This window comes from Gracilibacillus sp. Marseille-QA3620, assembly GCF_054950035.1.
In genome coordinates this window covers 694656-712598 of record NZ_CM143102.1, presented here as the reverse complement: position 1 = coordinate 712598, position 17943 = coordinate 694656, and the positions used below count along the sequence as shown (strand labels likewise).

At 42.4% G+C, this 17943-nt stretch carries 23 protein-coding genes and 1 pseudogene; 10 read left to right on the top strand and 14 right to left on the bottom strand.

All coding sequences use genetic code 11. The annotated features are described in order from the left end of the window. Positions 1-17 precede the first annotated feature (17 nt). Together ACY8DX_RS03575 and recX are read right to left on the bottom strand one after the other, a co-directional pair. Positions 18-335 carry a YfhH family protein gene (locus ACY8DX_RS03575; protein WP_049673035.1) on the bottom strand — a complete coding sequence of 106 codons (318 nt, stop codon included), beginning with the start codon at positions 333-335 and terminating at the stop codon, positions 18-20. Between the two features lie 15 nt (positions 336-350). After that, positions 351-1181: a recombination regulator RecX gene (gene recX / locus ACY8DX_RS03570; protein WP_049672078.1), complete on the bottom strand. Its 831-nt coding sequence runs from the start codon at positions 1179-1181 to the stop codon at positions 351-353. Positions 1182-1311: 130 nt separating this feature from the next. Between recX and ACY8DX_RS03565 the strand changes: the two genes are divergently transcribed. Then, complete coding sequence (locus tag ACY8DX_RS03565; protein ID WP_082197186.1) at positions 1312-1440, top strand: YfhE family protein; 129 nt, start codon at positions 1312-1314, stop codon at positions 1438-1440. An 88-nt stretch (positions 1441-1528) separates the two neighbouring features. After that, entirely contained in the window at positions 1529-1711 is a 183-nt protein-coding gene (locus tag ACY8DX_RS03560) for a YfhD family protein (protein ID WP_049672079.1), read from the top strand. 39 nt (positions 1712-1750) lie between these two features. On the opposite strand, the gene ACY8DX_RS03555 is transcribed toward ACY8DX_RS03560, so the two are convergent. Then, a complete protein-coding gene (locus ACY8DX_RS03555) occupies positions 1751-2266 on the bottom strand; it encodes a hypothetical protein (protein WP_049672080.1) in 516 nt (171 codons plus the stop codon). A 206-nt stretch (positions 2267-2472) separates the two neighbouring features. On the opposite strand from ACY8DX_RS03555, the gene ACY8DX_RS03550 reads away from it, so the two are divergent. Further along, complete coding sequence (locus ACY8DX_RS03550) at positions 2473-4026, top strand: ABC-F family ATP-binding cassette domain-containing protein (RefSeq protein ID WP_049672081.1); 1554 nt, start codon at positions 2473-2475, stop codon at positions 4024-4026. Positions 4027-4073: 47 nt separating this feature from the next. On the opposite strand, the gene ACY8DX_RS03545 is transcribed toward ACY8DX_RS03550, so the two are convergent. The 4 genes and pseudogenes from ACY8DX_RS03545 to ACY8DX_RS03530 all read right to left on the bottom strand — a co-directional run bounded on the left by ACY8DX_RS03545 (position 4074) and on the right by ACY8DX_RS03530 (position 7632). Continuing rightward, the gene (locus tag ACY8DX_RS03545) at positions 4074-5213 is read right to left on the bottom strand and encodes a zinc-dependent alcohol dehydrogenase (RefSeq protein ID WP_462406207.1); all 1140 of its coding nucleotides are present in this window, start codon (positions 5211-5213) and stop codon (positions 4074-4076) included. 153 nt (positions 5214-5366) lie between these two features. Next, on the bottom strand, positions 5367-5801 hold the full coding sequence (locus tag ACY8DX_RS03540) for a ferritin-like domain-containing protein (protein ID WP_049672083.1): 435 nt from the start codon (positions 5799-5801) through the stop codon (positions 5367-5369). Between the two features lie 498 nt (positions 5802-6299). Further along, positions 6300-6858 (bottom strand): annotated as a pseudogene (locus ACY8DX_RS03535) (DEAD/DEAH box helicase family protein). A 213-nt stretch (positions 6859-7071) separates the two neighbouring features. After that, on the bottom strand, positions 7072-7632 hold the full coding sequence (locus ACY8DX_RS03530; RefSeq protein ID WP_049672084.1) for a YflT domain-containing protein: 561 nt from the start codon (positions 7630-7632) through the stop codon (positions 7072-7074). A gap of 144 nt (positions 7633-7776) precedes the next feature. Here ACY8DX_RS03530 and ACY8DX_RS03525 point away from each other — a divergent pair, with 144 nt between their 5' ends. Further along, a complete protein-coding gene (locus ACY8DX_RS03525; RefSeq protein WP_049672085.1) occupies positions 7777-8094 on the top strand; it encodes a DUF948 domain-containing protein in 318 nt (105 codons plus the stop codon). Between the two features lie 50 nt (positions 8095-8144). Here ACY8DX_RS03525 and ACY8DX_RS03520 read toward each other — a convergent pair whose 3' ends face one another. Then, entirely contained in the window at positions 8145-8777 is a 633-nt protein-coding gene (locus tag ACY8DX_RS03520; protein ID WP_049672086.1) for an HAD family hydrolase, read from the bottom strand. 305 nt (positions 8778-9082) lie between these two features. Between ACY8DX_RS03520 and ACY8DX_RS03515 the strand changes: the two genes are divergently transcribed. The 5 genes from ACY8DX_RS03515 to qoxD all read left to right on the top strand — a co-directional run bounded on the left by ACY8DX_RS03515 (position 9083) and on the right by qoxD (position 13265). Beyond that, a complete protein-coding gene (locus ACY8DX_RS03515) occupies positions 9083-9223 on the top strand; it encodes a BA3454 family stress response protein (protein WP_156185654.1) in 141 nt (46 codons plus the stop codon). A 301-nt stretch (positions 9224-9524) separates the two neighbouring features. Next, a complete protein-coding gene (qoxA, locus tag ACY8DX_RS03510) occupies positions 9525-10409 on the top strand; it encodes a cytochrome aa3 quinol oxidase subunit II (protein WP_053103777.1) in 885 nt (294 codons plus the stop codon). A 24-nt stretch (positions 10410-10433) separates the two neighbouring features. Beyond that, on the top strand, positions 10434-12377 hold the full coding sequence (gene qoxB / locus ACY8DX_RS03505) for a cytochrome aa3 quinol oxidase subunit I (protein WP_049672087.1): 1944 nt from the start codon (positions 10434-10436) through the stop codon (positions 12375-12377). Next, complete coding sequence (qoxC, locus tag ACY8DX_RS03500) at positions 12374-12970, top strand: cytochrome aa3 quinol oxidase subunit III (protein ID WP_049672088.1); 597 nt, start codon at positions 12374-12376, stop codon at positions 12968-12970. The genes qoxB and qoxC overlap by 4 nt, the downstream gene beginning before the upstream one ends. A gap of 4 nt (positions 12971-12974) precedes the next feature. Beyond that, on the top strand, positions 12975-13265 hold the full coding sequence (gene qoxD / locus ACY8DX_RS03495) for a cytochrome aa3 quinol oxidase subunit IV (protein ID WP_049673037.1): 291 nt from the start codon (positions 12975-12977) through the stop codon (positions 13263-13265). Positions 13266-13406: 141 nt separating this feature from the next. On the opposite strand, the gene ACY8DX_RS03490 is transcribed toward qoxD, so the two are convergent. The 4 genes from ACY8DX_RS03490 to ACY8DX_RS03475 all read right to left on the bottom strand — a co-directional run bounded on the left by ACY8DX_RS03490 (position 13407) and on the right by ACY8DX_RS03475 (position 15002). Then, positions 13407-13976, bottom strand: a complete 570-nt coding sequence (locus ACY8DX_RS03490) for a manganese catalase family protein (RefSeq protein ID WP_049672089.1) — start codon at positions 13974-13976, stop codon at positions 13407-13409. Between the two features lie 18 nt (positions 13977-13994). Beyond that, positions 13995-14258: a spore coat protein CotJB gene (locus tag ACY8DX_RS03485; RefSeq protein ID WP_049672090.1), complete on the bottom strand. Its 264-nt coding sequence runs from the start codon at positions 14256-14258 to the stop codon at positions 13995-13997. 6 nt (positions 14259-14264) lie between these two features. Then, positions 14265-14504, bottom strand: a complete 240-nt coding sequence (locus ACY8DX_RS03480; RefSeq protein WP_049672091.1) for a spore coat associated protein CotJA — start codon at positions 14502-14504, stop codon at positions 14265-14267. Between the two features lie 129 nt (positions 14505-14633). Then, positions 14634-15002, bottom strand: a complete 369-nt coding sequence (locus ACY8DX_RS03475; RefSeq protein ID WP_462406206.1) for a VOC family protein — start codon at positions 15000-15002, stop codon at positions 14634-14636. Between the two features lie 201 nt (positions 15003-15203). On the opposite strand from ACY8DX_RS03475, the gene ACY8DX_RS03470 reads away from it, so the two are divergent. Continuing rightward, entirely contained in the window at positions 15204-16343 is a 1140-nt protein-coding gene (locus ACY8DX_RS03470) for a fused response regulator/phosphatase (RefSeq protein ID WP_049672093.1), read from the top strand. Positions 16344-16433: 90 nt separating this feature from the next. Here the strand turns inward: ACY8DX_RS03470 and ACY8DX_RS03465 are convergent, their stop codons facing one another. After that, positions 16434-16991, bottom strand: a complete 558-nt coding sequence (locus ACY8DX_RS03465; RefSeq protein WP_082197188.1) for a CDP-alcohol phosphatidyltransferase family protein — start codon at positions 16989-16991, stop codon at positions 16434-16436. A 90-nt stretch (positions 16992-17081) separates the two neighbouring features. Then, positions 17082-17924 carry a CheR family methyltransferase gene (locus tag ACY8DX_RS03460; protein WP_049672095.1) on the bottom strand — a complete coding sequence of 281 codons (843 nt, stop codon included), beginning with the start codon at positions 17922-17924 and terminating at the stop codon, positions 17082-17084. Between the last annotated feature and the right edge of the window lie 19 nt (positions 17925-17943).

Genomic DNA, 17943 nt, shown 5'->3' with positions numbered 1-17943 from the left:
AAATGAATTTACTGTTTCTATTTCAACCTTTGTAATAAGGAGATGGGCAGTCCTTCCTCTTCTCCTTTATTCAGGCGAAATCCCCATGCGAATACGCCTTTCAAATACTCGACCTTAAAATATTCACCCGGAGCGCCGTCAATCCCATAAATTTCACCCGGTTCAAAATCCTTCGGGTTTAAAGAATAGGCCTTTGCCATAACCGCTCTTCTCTTATGGACGGCAAATTCATTCACCATCCCTAGCTGCTCGGCCTTTCTTGCCTTTTCATTTAATTCAGCTATTGTCTGTCTTAATTCATGCTCAGTCATTTCACTAAATTTCTTCTCTTCCATCCCCATATGCCCCTCTCACAGTTCGTATTCTTGATTGTCTATCTGCTCTTTTCCAAGCTCAACAAACTTATTAATTAAGTCCATTTGAAATCCTTTACGGAATAAGGCTGTTTTCATCTTCTGCCCATATTCCCGTTCTTCAAGCTTTGCATACTTACGATGAAATTTCTGTCCCATCAGTACGAGGCTTTCCCACTCGCTATCCTCATCCACTGATGCGAGCTCGTCCGCAACAGATGCAGCAAGCCCCATATTATAACCCTTTCTTGTTAAGAAAAGCACAGCTTTTTGCTTCGCCTCTTTGTGAGAGCCCTTGCTTTTCTTCAATGATTTTTGCGCCAAAGCCTCCGCATTCTCCCATTGAAGAGCTGGTGTATATTGCTCTAGAGCTTCATCCTGCATACTCACAGAAATTCCCTTCTCGCTAAGCTCCCGTTTAATTAAATCCGGTCCCTTCCTGGCAATATTCATCTGGGTACGGACATAAGCTTTGGCATATTCCTCATCATTGACATATTTATATTCTCGCAATTTATGCATGGCTTCATCAATTACGGCTTCTTCCCATTCTTTCTCAGCCAGGTAAGCAGCAATCTCTCTTTCTGACCTCATACGATATGACAGGAAATGAACAGCCGACTGGAAGGCTTTTTGAACATGGTCGCGATATTGAATCTCCATAATGGCAAGTTCATCAACTTCCATTCCTTTCGATAACCGCATGCGGACGAGGAGGTCTTCATCTACACTAAATCCATATTCCTCTGCTTTCCCCTCATCGGATAAATAGATATTGAATCGGTTTTTATTTCGTTTTTGCTGTTCAATCTTTGAAATATTCGGCAACCTCTATTCACCTCCTCCTTTAATGTAGCATAATGTGATTCATTCAACTACCGAAAGAAACATCAGCGGAATAGTTCAGGTTTATTTTGGAAAATATAGAGAGGTAAACTATGTGCAGGAGGAATGTGTAATGGATAAGAAAAAACGTGAGAGCATGAAAAAATCACTAACAACTACACAAGAAGTAATGTATCAGCGTGAATTCAAACGAGCTGACCGCGCAGGCGGCTTCAGCGGGCCAAAAGGCATTCGTCCGTGAATTACCTGTATTTTACCGGTCTGATTCATGAATCAGTAGCACATACTATCCTTTGAGAAACAATCACTTTCCAAGGAGGGAACTTGCAATGGGCAGGTATAACCATAACTTAGTTCACGCTAAATCCCGAAAGCTGACAGCCGACATGCGCGGACTGTCGGATGGAATCGATGTTGAATTCTCAGAGGCACTTGCTGACCACGATGATCTCGTGGCGCAGGAAAGAGCCAGAGCCGCCGATGAGCGTGCAAGGGCTCGAGCTAAGCAATAAAGAACGGCCCGATGAAAAGCGGGCCGTTTCTTATGTCTCTTATGAATTTACTTCTGCATTTAAACTAACAGGTGTTAGACCAAGCTCTTCAAAGATATCATTGATCATTTCAGAACCAAGGTTAAAGGATTCATTAGCATCCTCCAGCTTTTCTGAAGAGTTTCCAGCAAGGATCTCAGCTTTCTTGCTATAAGACGTTTGAATCGCTTCAGTCGCCACATCTAGGTTTTTCTTATAATTGCTTAATGCTTTAGGCACTTCGACTTTGCCAAGGGCATCAGCAGTTGCCTTTGCAGATTCAGAAGCAGCAGCTTTATCCTCATCTGTCAGTGTATCTGGTTCCTCAGATAATTCATATGTATTCAATGCTGTATCATTTGCATTAATCGTGTTGGCTAATGAGAGGTAGAAATCAAGCATCTCGCTCTTTACATCCTCCTCTGATACTTTTGAATCATCTGAGCTTTCCTCTTTGGAAGAATCCTCTGATGAACAACCAACAACAAGAATAAAAGCAAATGCCATCATAATACTCAGTAAAAATTTGTTTTTCATCCCTTTTTCATTCCTTTCCATATTTCTATTGTGCATTTTATATCATACAACTATTTAAATTGTTCGTAAACATCTGAATAATCTCGTTTTTACAATGTTTTTCGACAGTGGAAAATAATGTGTTAATCTAGGCATTTTCACATAAATATTGTACTATTAAATGCGAGATGAACCATTAATTACAAACAAGAGTCAGGAGAATGACCATGATATTATCAGTCAAGAATTTAAGTCATGGATTTGGCGACCGCGCCATCTTCAACGATGTATCGTTCCGTCTGTTAAAGGGAGAACATATCGGTCTTGTTGGAGCTAACGGCGAAGGCAAATCCACCTTCATGAATATTGTTACCGGCCAATTGGAACCTGATGAAGGAAAGGTTGAGTGGAACAAGAAAGTCCGTACCGGCTACCTTGACCAGCATGCCGTTCTTGAAAAAGGGATGACCATTCGTGATGTATTAAAGACAGCCTTCCAATATTTATTCGATATCGAGCAAGAGATGAATGACATCTTCGCAAGTATGGGGGATGCATCCCCTGAGGAATTAGAAACATTGCTTGAAGAGTCTGGCGTCCTGCAAGATATCCTTACTAATAATGATTTCTATGTCATCGATGCAAAAGTAGAGGAAATCGCACGAGGACTGGGATTAGATGAGATTGGACTTGAACGGGATGTCCAAGACTTGAGCGGTGGACAAAGAACGAAGGTATTACTCGCAAAGCTGTTATTAGAAAAACCTGACATCCTTCTTTTGGATGAGCCGACTAACTATTTGGATGAGCAGCATATCGAATGGCTGAAGCGCTATCTCCAAAATTATGAGAATGCCTTCATTCTCATCTCACATGATATTCCATTCCTCAATAGTGTCATCAATCTTGTTTACCATATGGAAAACCAAGAGCTGACACGCTATGTCGGAAATTATGATGACTTCATGAAAGTATATGAAGTAAAGAAACAGCAGCTTGAAGCCGCCTATAAGCGCCAGCAGCAGGAAATTGCCGACCTGAAGGATTTCGTTGCCCGCAATAAGGCACGTGTATCCACACGTAATATGGCAATGTCCCGTCAGAAAAAGCTGGATAAGATGGATGTCATTGAACTGGCTAAGGAACGTCCGAAACCGGAATTCCATTTCCGCGAAGCCCGTACTTCCGGGAAGCTCATCTTTGAGACAAAGGATTTAGTCATCGGCTATACCGAGCCATTATCAAGACCGCTTAATCTTCGGATGGAACGCGGCCAAAAAGTGGCGTTCACAGGTGCCAATGGAATCGGAAAAACGACGCTTCTGCGCAGCATCCTTGGTGAATTGAAGCCGATATCCGGTCAGGTCGAGCTTGGAGAGCACTTGCATATCGGCTATTTCGAGCAGGAAGTTAAAAACCCATCAACCAAAACGTGTATCGAAGAGATCTGGCAGGAGTTCCCCTCCTATAACCAAGCAGAGATTCGTGCAGCCCTTGCAAAATGCGGCCTGACAACGAAGCATATTGAAAGCAGGGTAGATGTCTTAAGCGGTGGAGAAAAAGCGAAGGTACGCCTGTGTAAGCTCATTAACAATGAGAATAATCTGCTCGTGCTTGATGAGCCGACAAACCATCTTGATGTTGATGCGAAGGAAGAATTGAAACGTGCATTAAAAGCATTTAAAGGGAGCATTCTCCTCATCAGCCATGAGCCTGATTTCTATCAGGACATTGCAACAGATGTATGGAATTGTGAAACCTGGACAACGAAGGTATTTTAAGCCTAATAAACCCCTGCAGCAAAGCTTGCTGCAGGGGTTTTGTATGATTATGGCTTTAAAATAACCTTTGTGCAGTCATCCTCATGCTCATTGAACAAGGAATAGGCTTTTGCCGCATCGGTAAGAGGCATCTTATGCGTAATGACCTCTGTCGGATCAATCTTTCCTTCTTCAATCATCTTGTATAAACGCGGCATATAATGAATGACTGGAGCTTGTCCTGTTTTGATGGTGACATTGCGGGAGAAGAATTTCTCAAGCGGGAACATATTATAGGTCATTCCGTAAACACCGGTAAGCTGAACGGTACCAAATTTACGTACTGCATCGGTCGCAATTTTGATGGCGCTTAATGTTCCGCCCTGAAGCATTAACTTTTGTTCGATCTTCTCGATAGCAGATTTCTTTCCGTCCATTCCAACGCAATCGATGACCACATCAGCACCGCCGCTAGTCAAATCCTTAATATAGCTGCCCGTATCATTGTAATCAATTAAATTAACCGTTTCTACTTTATTCATTCTTTCTGCCTGCTTCAAACGGTAGTCTAAATGATCAACGGCAATCACACGCTTAGCTCCAGCAAGCCAAGCAAATTTCTGGGCCATCAAACCTATCGGACCGCAGCCAAGGACAACGACTGTGTCATCTGGCTTCACACCAGCATGCTCGACACTCCATAAGGCAGTTGGAAGTACGTCTGACATAAATAAGACTTGCTCATCCTCAAGCTCGGAGGATTCAGGAATTACAAACGGCATGAAATTCGCGAATGGCACTCGCAAATATTCCGCCTGTCCTCCCGGATGGTTTCCATACCGTTCCGTATAGCCGAAATATCCGCCCGTATCCTGATGGGGATTGGATTCTGAATGATCGCATTGGCTTTCCATTTCATTTTGACAATAGAAGCATTGGCCGCAGGAGACATTAAATGGAATGACAACACGGTCGCCCTTTTTCACCTTTGTAACTTCCGGTCCAACCTCCTCTACAATACCCATTGGTTCATGCCCAATGACATAGCCCTTACTGATTGGCATATTTCCTTGATAAATGTGCAAGTCAGATCCGCATATTGCCGTAGACGTTATTTTGACAATAATATCATCATTCTTCTGAAGCTTTGGATCTTCTACTTCCTTGACTTGAATATCTTTTGCACCCTGATAAGTTACAGCCCGCATTTTTCAGCCTCCTATAATTTAGGTTCTCTTTCCTTATTCCCATAAGGATAGACGCTTATGCCAAAAAAAAGGAGAAAAAGGCAGATAGGCGGAATTATGACTATTAACAGATCTTGCTAATTTAGTCATCAAGCCCGCCCTGTTTCACGCTTGTCACTTATTCTTAATCCATAAATACAAAAACCAGACGGCATGGTTCTGCTCATCCTTTGCAGCCCGTGTGAAGAATTGCTTTACCGCTGTGTTTGCTGCATGATCGGCAATGGTCAAATACTTATCAACCGTATTCTGTTCATCAATTATCGCCGCCTCGAGTCCAAGCTCATATTCATCCGGGCATTCCTCAATCAGCTCAGGCTTTGGATCGCGTCCAAATATTCCCGAGTAAAGCTTCACCAATTCCGTAAAATGCTTAATCTCATCATTCCGTATTTCAAGAATCCGCTCTCTTTCCTGGTCATTCGGAGCCATTCTTGCGAGCTTCTCATAGCATTTAACCGCACTGTACTCCCCATCGATGGCGCCCTTCATTTGCTTGATTAACTCATCAACCGCCTGTTGCTGATTTCTCGAATAGTAGTAATACATCCAGTTCCCCCCTAACGTATTCCTCCATTACTCTATGACAATCCCCCAAATTAGGTTCAAAAAGCTGACGGTGTTTTCAATAAAAAATATGGGGTATATAACAAGTGTGGCTGATATGTGATTACAACACGTGGTTATCTTATTAATGGACGTTGATTCCGAAATTTGACAGAATGAAAGTAAGGGTATATACTTAGAGTAATGTAATAAAAGTGACGTACTGAGTGGAGATGTAAACATATATGGCATTCTGCAGAAATGTTTTTTATCGGAACACTTATTCACACTGGATCGGCTTCGGAGCCGTAAGGATGTAAGAGAGGTAGGGCTTACGTCGTTTAAGTAAAACGTCCAAGTGGAATAGATAACCGCGGCAGTTTACATGTACGCACTTCATAAGAGATTAACCCATCTTATTTCATTATCAGAACGGAGCAGACTATTCTAGTTTGTTCCGTTTTTTAATGCAAAAAAACGCAGTCCTTTTTAAGAAAGCGCCTAGAAATGAAATGTGTCCCGAATCAATCGAGCGACCTCTTCTGCCGATCGCTCAGTATTATCAACTCTCATATAATTTTCCCTCTCAATTTCACCCTCATGTGAATTCAAACGATACGTCTGCATCGAATTCGTTAATTCCGCTTCGGACGCAGCAATATCCCTTTTTGTCGGTTTGTGCTCCAGCCTGTTCGCACTCCGATTCCTGCTCAGCCTTTCGTTCCAGCTCTGCCTCTAGTTCAACGAAATAGACATCCGCTCCTTCTGATTCAAATACCTTACAGACATCATTCACAAAATCCCAATCCTCTTGTTCATTAAATGCCCATACACAAGTGAAAATCAGTCCCTCCATTTCACTGGCTGCAGCAGACTTAAATATCTCCATTCGAAATTGGTTCGTGAGCCTCCACATTTCCGGCGTGAAACCAAAAAGGGGCTCCAGCATTTCAATGGTCATATGATTATGAAATAATTTCATGCCCGTCATACTGGCTAATTCTTGCCCTACCGTCATCTTCCCAACAGCTTGCGGGCCAAAGATTAGAACAAATTTCATTATTTTCCTCCTATGTAAGAAGCTTTATTTAGTCAAGCTGCCATTTCTCCTATTGTAGAAGATCTATCGTTCTACTTAACCAATGTATATATTTATTTCTCACTTCTTCTAACCCTCCATCCTTATCTCCTCACCTTTCATTCTAGCATTTCTTATCGCTTAAAAAGACTGATAGCATCCCATGAAAAAAGAGGCCATAAATGGCCTCTTTTCTTAAAGCTCTGTATTTCCTCGTAAATTAGGGTCTCCACCAGTGGTGGGGTTGATTGCCTCTGATCTTGTTCGCTCAGCTTGTACAAGCGGATCATCCGATTTCTCATAGGTGTCCCTGTCGGTGTATTTCTTCTGGGCCTCTGGATCAACCAAGACAAGGATCTTCCCTGATTCTACGTCTCTTTCATATTGCTTGGCATCCTCATCCGGGACGCCCATACCAACAAGTGCTCCTGCAAGACCGCCTGCACCAATTCCCGCTGCCATCCCGCTTAAAGTTGCGGCAATCGGTCCAGCAGCCACAATTGGACCCACACCTGGGATAGCAAGGGCTCCAAGCCCCGCAAGCAATCCAGTCAAGCCTCCGAGAACACCTCCCGTCGCAGCGCCAGCGGCTAGACCATTATCCACCTTTGTCTTATCCGTAATATTTTTCGTTTCTTCCTTATCCTTGGCTACGACCGAGATATCATCGCGATCATATCCTTCCTCTTGCAGCTTCTTCACGGCCTTGACCGCTTCTTCTCCATTTTCATAAACACCAATTACTTTCTTATCCACACATTTCACCCTCCTAGAAAAATTCTTATATGGAAACATTACCCGGAAACAATCTCGATAATCCATTTTTTGTTTCTTTGTTACTTCATCATTTTTCAGGGTATTATAGAATAAGTGAAACGTAAGCGGTAAGGAGGAATCGCAATGATTATCGTATGGATTAGTGTTGGGCTCATTGTCGCTTCACTTGTCTTTCTTGGCATCTTTGCCGTTAAGACGATGAAGGAATCAAAACCAGTCATGACAAAAATGAATGCGACTATCACACGTATTCAGCAGCAAACCGATACAATCAAGATGCAAACTGATCATTTAAGCGCCACTCAGGCGAAAATTACAGAGGATATCGAGTACAAAAAACAAGCCGTCAATTACCCGGTCAACGAAGCGAAACAGATTGTTCCCCGCTTAAAGACCCTTTGGGCAGCAACCCCGTTTTCCAGCCTGCTCCCAAAAAAATAAACCAAAAAGGAACGCCCCCATCATGATTGGAAGCGTTCCTTTTTGTTATGTTATTTTGGGAAGATTTCAAGAAGATCGCGCAAGGAATGAATATGGTAATCTGCTCCATCCAGCTCTCCATCATCCGCAAAGCCAAAGTGACAAGCAATAGCCGGTATTCCATTTGCATGAGCTGCTTCAATATCAGATGAGCGGTCCCCAATCATATATGCTTCTTCCTTAGGAAGGACCGCAAAATGAGCCTGCAGTATCTCTTCCTTTTTCTTTCCTTGCACTAATTCAATGCAAAGCGGGTCATCAAAATATTCCTCTATTCCTTGAGTTTCCAAAATTCGTTCAAGATAAGCCGTTGAACAGTTACTCGCGGTTGTCAATCTATGTCCTCTCTCCTTTAACTCAGAGAGCACCTCCTTCACATACGGCAGCAGGACATCATGCTCCTGCATCATGTCCAATAGCTTTACCTCCCAGCTTGATTGAATGTGGATAAGCTCCTCAGGCTTCCCGTCTGGAATGAGTGTTTCCCAAAACTCCTTCTTCGGAAGTCCAAATACAGATTGAATTGCCTTAGGCTCAGGCATTTTTAGGTGAGGATAACGCTTGATTTCCTCCTGAATAAGCGGGATGCTAAGCTGTGTTGTTTCTACAAGAGTTCCATCTAAATCAAATATCAATAGTGCCAAAAGACCTACCTCCAAATCAATTATTCCCTTTAATCTCCTACAGATACAAGCATCAATAGGAAAGATAAACCAAAAAATATGGATTTTTTATGAAATTTATTATATAATAGAATTAACCCGCAAACATGACCAATGTTTAATGCCATCCCGCTTTGGGAATAAATTTTTATCTCCTTCTTCACCGCACATTATGTACACCTTCTACTAAACATTAACCAGCACTCATTTACCCTACTTTTTAGCGCAGCCAACATCTTATGCGTTTATTAACTGAATCAATTTTTATCAAAAGGAGAGATGTAACAATGATGAATGTAACAGTTGTAGTTGATTTCATGGGAAGACATTATACAACAAATGTGTTGACTCAAAGAGACACGGACGAATCTGAGATCATGCAAATGGCTTACGAACAAGTTCGTAAACAATGGACACCTATTAAATAACATATGATCTTAATCAACCGCTCAGGGATAATCCCTGGGCGGTTATTTTTTTCTTTAATCATCTCGAAAAAATAGTGAAGGGTCAAATGATACTTTGCCAACTCATCTAAAAACCCGAACAAATATCTATTTCAGTAAAATATTAACTCTTTTACCTATAATCATGATTAATCTTATTTTTCACAGGTATACCAAAGGGTTATCATTTGAAATTACGTGTTCACTACTTTTATCATTAAAGGGAGGAAAGATTTTTCAATATAATTTATTTTGAAAAAAATCTATAGAAAGGAGCATAATTATGAAGAAATTCTGGCTTTCTCTTACCGTTTCAATAATGGCGCTTGCTGGATTAAGCGGATGCAGTCCAATTACTGTCCTGAATCCGAAAGGACCGCAAGCGGAAATCCAGTCAGACACAATTATTTTCTCAATGTATGTTATGGCGGGTATTTTAATCATTGTTTATGCGCTTTTTATTTATATGATTGTGAAATACCGAGCAACAAATCAGCCAGTTCAGTATGATCCTCCATACATCAAAGGAAATAAATGGCTGGAGATAATTTGGACGGCTATCCCTATTATCATTGTCATCGTGCTATCTGTCGTGACTGTAAAAACTACTTTCCAGGTGGAAAGCACACCTGCTGGTTACGAGGATGAGGAACCATTAGTCATCTATGCCGCATCATCCAACTGGAAGTGGCATTTCAGCTATCCAGAGCAAGGCATTGAAACAGTCAATTACGTCAATATCCCGACAGATAGGGAAATTGAGTTTAGACTTTACACATATGGCCCAATCACCAGCCTTTGGATTCCACAGTTAGCCGGGCAGAAATATGCCATGAGTGATATGGTCACCACCTTGCGTTTAGCGGCTGATGAGGAAGGAGAATATCACGGACGCAATGCGAACTTCAGCGGTGAAGGCTTCGCTCAAATGGATTTCATATGTGAAGCCATGACCGAAGAAGATTTCAATGACTGGGTTGATGAGGTCCAAGCAACCGCAGACCCATTGACAGAGGAAGAGTTTGATAAACTGCTTGATACCGAATACATGGGAATCGCTACCTACTCTTCTACTCACCTAGAGTTTAGACCAGCTCCTGTATGGCCATTCCATCAGCCCGAAGAGGATGAAGATGGCGGAACAGGAACAGGCGGACATAATCACTAACCTTTAGAGAAAGGAGATACCACCATGAAATGGGATGAGTTTTTTGTTACAGGCGATCCGCTTATATATGGCGCAATGGTCAGTATCGTTGTGGCCACATTAGCCATCTTGATTACATTGGCCGTAACGAAAAGATACGGCTGGCTATGGCGGGAATGGCTGACAACTGTTGACCATAAACGCATTGGCATCATGTATATCCTAGCTGCACTCTTGATGCTTTTCCGCGGCGGTGTCGATGCACTAATGATGCGTCTTCAGCTTGCGACACCTGATATGGCATTCTTGGCTTCACAGCACTATAACGAAGTTTTTTCAACTCACGGAACGATTATGATTTTGTTCATGGCTATGCCCTTTGTGCTTGGCATGATGAACCTAGTGGTCCCGCTGCAAATCGGGGCAAGAGATGTTGCGTTCCCTGTTTTGAACGCAGTCAGCTTCTGGCTATTCTTTGCAGGGGCGATGCTTTATAATTTATCCTTTGTCATCGGCGGTTCACCAGATGCCGGCTGGAGTGCTTATTTCCCGCTTGCTAGCAATGAATTCAGCGCAAGTGTCGGACATAACTACTACTCCATTGCCATTCAGCTATCCGGTCTAGGAACATTGATGACTGGGATTAACTTTATCGTAACGATTATGAAAATGAGAGCACCAGGCATGAAACTTTGGAAAATGCCGATGTTTACATGGGCAACATTAATTACATGCATTATTATTTTATTTGCTTTCCCTGCTTTTACCGTTTCCCTAGCCCAAATGATGTTTGATCGTCTATTCGGCACACAGTTCTTTGCCATGTCTAATGGCGGGATGGATATGCTTTGGGCCAATAACTTCTGGATTTGGGGACATCCTGAGGTATATATCGTTGTCCTCCCTGCATTTGGGATCTTTAGCGATGTCATTTCAACCTTTGCACGGAGAAATATTTATGGATATAAATCCATGATATTCAGTATGTTCGCCATTTCCATCTTGTCATTCCTTGTCTGGGCCCACCATTTCTATACAATGGGCCACAGTGCAGCTGTCAATGACTTCTTCGCCATTGCGACTATGGCCATTGCAGTGCCGACAGGAATCAAAATCTTTAACTGGTTGTTCACTCTATATAAAGGCAAGATTGTCTTCCCTACGGCGATGCTGTTCTCTCTCGCCTTCATTCCAATCTTTACGATTGGCGGGATAACAGGTGTCATGCTCGCGATGGCAAGTGCGGATTACCAATATCATAATACGATGTTCCTGGTTGCCCACTTCCATTACGTGCTCATTCCTGGTACAGTATTCGGTATGCTTGCCGGGGTTTATTATTGGTTCCCGAAACTTTTCGGCTTCCGCTTGAATGAGAAAATTGGCAAGATCAGCTTCTGGCTTATCGCGATTTTCTTTAATGTGACCTTCTTGCCATTGTTCTATCTAGGTCTCGATGGGATGGCTCGCCGGATGTACACCTATTCTGCGGCAACTGGATATGGTCCGCTCAATCTTGTGTCATCAATCGGTGCCGTCTTCTTGGCAACAGGATTTGCGCTCATTTTCTACAATGTCATCTATAGTGCACTTAAGAGTCCTAGAGAGCATCTTGCTGACCCGTGGGATGGACGGACACTTGAATGGTCAATCCCAAGCCCGGCACCATTTTATAACTTTGCCGTAACCCCTGAGATTCAATCAGAAGAGCCGGTCTGGGATTATAAGAGAAAAGGCATCCCAATCTATCGGGATAAAATAACGCCGATACACATGCCTAGCAACTCAGGAAAACCGGTTATCATGGGAATCTTCTTCTTCTTGTGGGGCTTCTGCATGGTATTTAGCTGGTGGATTCCATCAATCATTTTCGGAGCGGCTGTATTCATCATCTTAGCCACCCGTTCCTTTGAACGTGACCATGGCTATTATGTACCAGTAGATGAGATTATCGCAACCGAAAACAAGCTGAGAGGTGAGAACCAATGAAGGTAGATACTAGCCTGCCATTAGAATATAGCACCGAAGAGAATCGCTTGAAAATCTTTGGATTCTGGCTCTTTCTTGGAGCAGAGATTGCCTTGTTCTCTATGCTGTTTGCCACCTATTTCACCTTGGTCAACGGAACAGGCGATGGACCGACAGCATCAGAAATATTCGAGCTCAAACCCGTTATTGCAGAAACCTTTGTTCTCTTGACGAGCAGCTTTACATGCGGATTGGCGGTTCACAGCATGCGCTTGAACTATAAAAAACCGATGATGACCTTCTTTATCATCACCATGTGTCTTGGTCTTGTCTTCCTTGGCGTTGAAATCATGGAATTTGTCACCTATGTCGGTGAAGGAGCGACCATGCAGACTAGCGGTTTCCTATCAAGCTTGTTCATGCTCCTTGGTACACATGGCGCTCATGTCACATTCGGTTTGTTCTGGGGATTATGTATCCTCATTCAAGTTGTACGTGAGGGCTTTACTGCTCATACAGCGAACAAATTCTTTATTTATTCACTGTATTGGCACTTCCTTGATGTTGTCTGGATTTTCATTTTCAGCTTCGTTTATTTGAAAGGGATGATTTAAGATGGTGAAGCAGCTTTTTCCGATTAAGCATGTCATGGGATATCTCTTATCCCTTGTCTTGACTTTCATAGCCCTTTCCGTCGCCTATTACGACGTATCCTATGCGACTGGGATGGGAATCTTAAGCATAACGGCGATCATTCAGGCCAGCGTGCAGCTCTTCTTGTTCATGCATGTCAGTGAATCCTCAGACAAGCATACTGTCTATCTCAATATCATTTTTGCCATCTTTATCGCGCTCGTCATTGTCTTTGGAACCCTGTTTACAATGATTTGGGGACATGCAGGACATTAAGAGGCGGAACATTTAAAGGCATTGACCAGTATTGGTCAATGCCTTTTTTAGTGGATTTACGAATGGTTTCACAAACAAATTAGGGGTGCTCATTTACTTCCCTATCATCTTAAAAAGCCAAATCAAATTCGATTTGGCTCCTTAGAAAATCTTTTTCTTGCCTCGGTCCTCAATAATAATTTCCACCGCTTCACGAAAACGCTGAGAGTGGACAATCTCCCTCTCACGCAGGAAACGAAGCCCATCATTCAAATCAGGGTCATCTGACATATTGATGATCCATTGATACGTTGCTCTTGCCTTTTCCTCTGCAGCAATATCCTCATAAAGGTCGGCAATCGGATCCCCTTTCGCCTGGATATAAGATGCTGTAAACGGGACACCAGCGGCATTATGATAATAGAGAGCAGAATCATGGTTCACGTAATGATCGCCGAGGCCTGCATCACGCAATTGCTGAGGCGTTGCATCCTTTGTCAGTTTATATACCATTGTTGCAATCATTTCTAAGTGACTAAGCTCTTCGGTGGCAATATCGTTCAGCAAACCGACTACAGGATCAGGAATGGTATAACGCTGATTCATATAACGAAGGGCAGCAGCGAGCTCTCCATCGGCCCCGCCGTATTGCTCAATTAAGTATTTAGCCAATGTGGGATTACATGTGCTCACCCGCACAGGATATTGCAATTTCTTTTCATAGAACCACATTTGTTCTGCACCCCCTCATTAAATTTGCCATGGCCATGGATACGTTCCCCAGCCCCAGTTGGCGTCTGTGTAACTATTTCCGAATTGCTGAAGCGGACCGTACTTGGATTCGAACTGCTGCTTCAATTGCTTCGATTGATGAGCAAGCTCGTTAAATTGCTGCATTCTTTCAAGGTCCTTCGGATGTGTGTCAAGGTAAAGGGTCAATTCGACGATGGCAAAATCAAGTGCCTGAATTTCTTCTAGCAACTGATAGAACTCATCCGGCAATTGCTGCTTCATCGCTGGCTACCTCCTTTTCCCTTCATACGGATTCTCATAATATTCATACAGGGCTTTCCAAAGGGTTCCTCTCTTCAAAGCTTCTCTCGGGGTAAATTGTTCAAGATTAGGCGGCTGAAATCCTAAATACAGATTAGGGGGTGTCGAATAATATTTCTTCCCGATCGGCGGACACGGGTCAAATCGGCTATGGAATGGCGTATATGCCTTCATTGAGGTGAACGGCTCTCTATTCTGCTCTGACATGCACAGGCACCTTCCTTTACGAAAAGATCACTTCCCATAAAGCGTACGTTCAACCTCTCCTTAATATGACTGAAGATTAGCGGACAAGAAAAAGACCCTCTGCTCGTCCATGGCGGCAGAAGGTCCTTGTTAATGAGAGATTCGCTCTACTATCTCGAGCCGATTCCCAAAAGGATCTTCAAGAAAGATTCGATTGGCGTCCGGCAATTCAACGTCCTCAATATACGAAATACCTGATTCCGACAAATGTGCCTTTACTATCTCAAGCTCCTCTGCTCGAAAGGCTGGATGAGCTTTTTTGGCCGGAATAAATGCTTCTTCAACTCCCAGATGGAGCTCATAGTCATTGAATTTAAACCATATACCGCCACGTTTCGCTAATTCCGCTGGTTTTTCAATCATCTCTAACCCAAGTATGCCATGATAAAAACCACGTGCCCTGTCTTCTCCACCTTTTGGCATTGCCAGCAAAACATGATCGAACGCTTTAAAAGACATTTTTACCCCGTCCTCTCCATTTCCCTTTACCTTAAATATACTGAAACATTTATGGCTTTCCCATGTCTCATTTCTTATAAGAATATATAATGAATCCTTATCTGTTATCTCAACTATTTGTATTTTCACGAAAAATAAAATACGATTAATAAGACACTAATTAGAAGCAGTACTTATTTGGAAATTAGGTGAAGGAAAGCAATGTCCATTCTAGTTGTTGACGATAATAAAGTGAATTTATTTGTAATTGAAACCATATTGAAGCAAGCAGGCTATAAGAATATTAAAATGGCCGACTCAGCAAAGACCATGTTCAATCTCTTAGAAGAAGACCGCCTAAAGAATGGGAACAGTACGTTTAATCTTATTCTCCTGGATATTATGATGCCTGAGATGGATGGCATCGCTGCTTGTAAACAATTACAGAATTGTCCCGAGTATAAAGATATACCCGTTATTTTTGTTACTGCACTTGGGGACACCCATAAGCTGGCCGAGGCACTTGATGCCGGAGGCACCGACTATATCATGAAACCAATCAATAAGGTTGAGCTTCTCGCCCGTATGAGGGTGGCCTTAAGACTGAAGGAAGAGAAGGATTGGCATAAAGAGCAAGAGGAAAAGATCAGCTACGAGCTGAATTTAGCTTCCATGGTTCAAAGAAGTATTTTAAGCGATCCGATTGCAAATGAAGATATCTCGATAAAGACGTCCTACAAGCCTTCATTCAATTTGGCTGGCGATATGTATTATTGGCATCAAATTGACGAGCATCGCTACGCCGTCTTTTTATTTGATATGATGGGACATGGGATACCCGCCTCCTTAATGTGTATGTATATTTCATCCATCATGCGGGATGCTGTCCGTAATCTGATTGAACCTGAGAAAGTCATACTTGAATTGAACCGGTCGATGACCATGCTTGACGACCATGCAAAAACAACCTCTTATTACTTAACCGGTATCTATTTATTAATTGATACGGAGAAAAAAACAATTGATTATGTAAACGCCGGCCATCCGCCATGTTATCTCTACATTGATGACAGCGAACTTGTGCATCTTGGCCAAAGGAACACAGCAATCGGCTTCTTTGATCGCATGGAAGTGAAGAAATCAACCATACACTATGCCGACAGCTTCCAAGTCCTTTTATTTACAGACGGGGTAGTCGAAGCAATTGATGATGATGAGAATAAAGCCATCAGTCATTTACAGACGATCGCTTCCCGGCAATGGACAGATGAAGAGGCAGCCTCTCCTCTTGATATCATCCTTCCAAAGGAAAGACAAAAGAATCAGCAAGATGATATGTGCGTAATTATCGTACGAGGATAAAATATGACAGGCGGGGAGACATAAACCTCGCCTGTTCTTTATTTAATAGAATAAGAAAAACGTTTGAAGTGATTGATGATGCTATTGCTGCTATTCTTGCTTACTGCCTCCCCTTCTATATAGACCAGCAGCATCAACGTCTAGTTCAGATGAATGGAGCAAAATCCAAAATTCCTCAAAAGCTGAATAAGTTGCAGCAAGGACAAGACCAACTGCCAGCCATTCGCTATGATGACTGTAAGTCAGCATAAACGGATAGAGAAATAACAGAATTCCCGTGCCTTTATTGGCGTATGTATGCAAAATGGCAAATGTATGGAACTTGATGCGGACAAGCATCAAGGAGGCCATCCGGATGAGAAGAATCAGCCATATCCATATAATGAAGAAAAGAGAAAGCTGAAGAAAGGGGATTATCTTCAGACAGACAATCACCATAAAAATCCCATCTGCCATTGTATCAAGTCTCGCTCCAAATGAACTGGAAATTTGATATCTTCTTGCTAAATAACCATCCAGGATATCCGTTAATCCAGCAGCTGTATACAGTGCTAGAAATACATAGGAAAAGGACTCTGCTGGCAGCAAACAAAAGGATAAAAGAATTCTCAATACCGTTATCACATTAGCCCCATGCTTCATATTCATCACCCACCCTATGTGATACCCGAATTCTGAAAGGCATGAAACAGGAAAAAAGCGGTCAGCTGCTTATGATACAGCTGACCGCTTTTTCGTTTATTTCTTCTGATATAATCGCTGTGCACTGTCAATTTCAATGAAAGAATTGCTCATCTCCATGATCTTTAACGATTCTTTATTGCCAAGACCAATAAATCCGTCTTCACTTAGAGAATCACTAAAGAGACGGAAAACCTTCTCCTGCAGTTCCATATTGAAATAAATAATGACATTCCGGCAAATAATCACATGAAACTCATTAAATGACCCATCAGTTACAAGGTTATGCTGAGCAAAAACGATATTCTTCGACAAGTATGGATGGAAATGAGCATATTGAAAATCCGTATTATAGTATTCAGAGAATGCAGCTTTTCCTCCTGCCTGCAAGTAATTCTTCGTATAGGCCTGCATCCTTTTCAACGAGAATGCTCCTTGTCTTGCCTTCGCAATTACCTTCTCATTCATATCGGTCGCATAGATCTTAGCCTTGTCCAAAAGCCCCTCCTCCTTTAAGAGGATGGCCATTGAATAGACCTCTTCTCCTGTCGAACAGCCTGCATGCCAGATTCTAATCTCCGGAAGGTCCTTGATCTTTGGAACAATCTTCTTCCGGAAGGTGTAGAAGAATTCTGGATCTCGGAACATATCAGTCACATTAATCGAAAAATCATTAAGAAGGTTCGTTACATATCCATCCTCATGAATGACCTTCTTCAATAAATCAGATACGGTTGATAAACGGTCCCGATTCAGGCGGTTTTCAATCCTTCGTTTAATGGATGAACGCATATATTCACGGAAATCATAACCAGTCATTCTATAGATGGCTTCTAATAATAAATCAATTTCTAAATCTACTAGTTCTTCTTCTGAGGTCGGCGTTCTCCGATAGCCCACTAGCCCCTGCAACTCCCTT